This window comes from Micromonospora tarensis, from assembly GCF_016803395.1.
GTDB lineage: Bacteria > Actinomycetota > Actinomycetes > Mycobacteriales > Micromonosporaceae > Micromonospora > Micromonospora tarensis.
Map to the genome: position 1 here is coordinate 1 of NZ_JAEVHL010000426.1, position 2,888 is coordinate 2,888.

2 protein-coding genes are annotated in these 2,888 nt (G+C 71.6%); both read left to right on the forward strand.

What is annotated here, in order from left to right:
- The first annotated feature begins 375 nt into the window (after positions 1–375).
- Positions 376–1,008 carry a hypothetical protein gene (locus JM949_RS35020; RefSeq protein ID WP_203152350.1) on the forward strand — a complete coding sequence of 211 codons (633 nt, stop codon included), beginning with the start codon at positions 376–378 and terminating at the stop codon, positions 1,006–1,008.
- Positions 1,005–2,576, forward strand: coding sequence for a hypothetical protein (locus JM949_RS35025; RefSeq protein ID WP_203152351.1), 1,572 nt, complete (start codon positions 1,005–1,007; stop codon positions 2,574–2,576). Before JM949_RS35020 ends, JM949_RS35025 begins: the two co-directional genes overlap by 4 nt.
- Positions 2,577–2,888 lie beyond the last annotated feature (312 nt).

Below are 2,888 nucleotides of genomic sequence, written 5' to 3' on the forward strand. Positions count from 1 at the left end.
CGCCGCCCGCGCCATCGCGGCCGCGCCCGAGTGCGACTGGCCCGAGGTGGCCCAGCCCGGCGCCGGCCTGCCGCCGGCGGCCGCGGAACGCCTGCCGGCAGGCCAAAACCGCTGACCCGAGGCTCCAACGGGACTTCCCCGGATCGGCAACAGCCTCAGCGCCAATTTCCCACCAAGATTAGCCACGTGCTTACCAAACCCCTCGCATGTAGATCAAGAGCTGTCTACGTAGCTCTGAGGGGGTTTAAATTTGCCCTCTCTTCGAAAAGCTTCACTCTCAAAATACCAAGGTCAAGAATATATGACTTATCAAAAGTACAGAAGTCTTTTACTTTCCCGAAAGTAATAGTGTATGATGTTGGCATGGATGTTGAGATGAGTGTCGGTGATTCGGCCCCGTCGGGGCCGGAGTCCGGGCCGCGCGGGCGCGCGTGCGGCAACCGCAAGTGCGGCAAACCGCTGGTCTACAGCGGTTTCGGCCGCCCGAAGGAGTTCTGCTCGCCAGATGACACGAGGTGGCAGCCGGGTAACCGGACGTGCAAGGAGCTGGCCGCCGAGCAGCGCGCGGCGGAGCTGGCCACCGGACTGGACGCGCCGCTGACGGCGTGGCGGGCGGTAGCCGGTGACCTGGTGCCGGCCATGACTGCCCTGAGCGCCCTGCTGGAGCCGGTGCTGCCGGCCGTGCGCGACGTCGAGACCGGCGCCCTGGCCCGCATCGCGGAGGCCGAGACCGCGATGGCCGACGCCGTGCAACGCGCCCAGGGCGCCGAGGCCGAGCGGGACCAGGCGCTCAACACCGCCCACACCGCCGAGCGCGATCGCGCCCAGGCCCACACCGAGCGCCGCGCCGCCGAACAGGCAACCCAGGTCGCCCGCGCCGACGCCATCCGACACGAGAGCACGGCGGCGGCCGCCACCGACCGCGCCCAGGCCGCCGAGGCCCGCGCCGAGCACCTGCAGACCCAACTTGACCAGGCCCGCACCGACCGCACCGGTGGCAAGCGGTGAGCGCCGTGGTCAACCAGGACGCGATGCGAGTGGCGAACCGCTACGCCGCGACGGTCGAGAAGGCCGAGACGTTGCAGGGTCGGGCGCGGGCCTGCCGCGACGCCGCGGAGCAGTACCGGCGCGACGCCCAGGCCAACCAGGAGTCGGCGCAGAGCCACGAGCAGGCGGCGCGCACGATCCGCGACCCCGGCGTCGCCCAGGAGCACGCCCTGGCGGCGCGCGACGCCGAGGCGGAGGCGGCGCGGGAGATCCTCGCGGCCCGCTACTACGAAGAGCAGGCCGAGCAGTACGAGGCACAGGCCCGAGCCGCCGGCGGCACCGTCGGCGGCACCCTGGCGAGTAAGGAGATCGTGATGGGCGAGAGCACCACGAGCGCGTCGACGAGCATCACCGGGCCGCCCGACGTGCTCGGCTACGCCGACGGGGACACCTGCCACGGCACCGACCAGGTCGCCAGCGCGGCCGGTCCGGGCACCACCCTGGCGCTGATGGACTACGGCGACGGCGGCGACCGGTGGGACGGCGGCCGGTACGTCGCGGTCGGCACGTCTCCGGGCCGCTGGGACCCGGTCACCAGCACCGAGCACACCGGAGACGGGGATGCCAAGCCGGGCCTCTATGCCCCGCCGCACCTGGACCCGGCCGAGGCCGAGGTTGCCGCGCGGCACCTCGACGAGCTGGCGGACCTCGCCGAGGCCGGGCACCGCCCGCCCAAGCCCACCAAGTGGGGCCGGGCCGCGCAGCGCCTGGAGCACCTGCTCGCCGGCGACGCCGACCTCGCCGCCGAGAAGGTGATGATTGGCGACGACGAGCTGCCGGTGAGCGTGCGGGACCTCCTGGCCATGCTGCGCGACAAGCAGCCCACCGCCGGGCCCTCGACGCGCCGGCACGTCGCCACGACGGCGATGGACCAGTCCGGCGGGGACACCGGTGTGCTGTGGATGGACCTGGTCGACCACGACGGCGCGACCCGGGTCGCGGTGACTGGGGTGGAGGGCACCGAGGATCCGGACGACGACTACTGGCAGCCCTACACCTCTCAGCTCACCGCGGCGCAGGCCCGCGAGCTGGCCACGAAGCTGCGGACCTTCGCCGGGGCCGCACTCGATCAGGGCGCCGAGGTCGAGCCGGGCGCGCTGTACCTCGGCACCGGGGAGTACCTGGACTGGAGCACCACCATCGGGCACGGCGGCCGCCAGATCGAGGTCGGCGACGGCGTCGACGCCGTGACCCTCGACCTCACCGCCGGGCAGGCGCAGCGACTGTGCGAGCAGCTGCACCACACCCTGACCCAAGACCCCCGGGCCGAGCAGTTCGTCCGCCTCGGCGACAGCGACGACGACGCCTACATCGACTGGAGCACCCCGCGACCCGACGGCGGCTGCCAGCTGGTGGCGGGCACCCCCGGCGGCGCGACGGTGGCCATCGACCTGACCCGGACCCACCTGGCGGCCCTCGACGAGCAACTGGGCACCGACCTCGAGCTGCCAGGGCAGGCCCACGTGACCGGCAACCCTGGCAGCTCGCACCAGGTCACCGACGATGGCGGCCAGGCACACCACCGATGACCGCCAAAGATGTCAAGCACCCCGCAACGCCCGTTGCCAGCACCACCACCTGCGACAACGTCACCCCTCCCGCCCGGCGGTTCTGGAAGCGCCACGGGAACCACCACGGGAAGCTCCGGAGGAAGGGCCTGCGGAGGGGACCAACCGCAACTGCCGGGCCCAAGAACGACAATGAGGAGCTGACCCAGATGGAGATTCCGCTGTTCAAGGGCGGCACGTGGAGCACCTGCCAGCACCCGGTTTCCGACGACTGCAATGGCAGCTACGACGGCGATCTGAACAAGGCCGGCTATGCCCGCGCCACCCAGTTCC

Coding starts and splice junctions, on each gene's coding strand:
- JM949_RS35020 (WP_203152350.1), top strand. CDS start 376: ATGAGTGTCGGTGATTCGGCCCCGTCGGGGCCGGAGTCCGGGCCGCGC.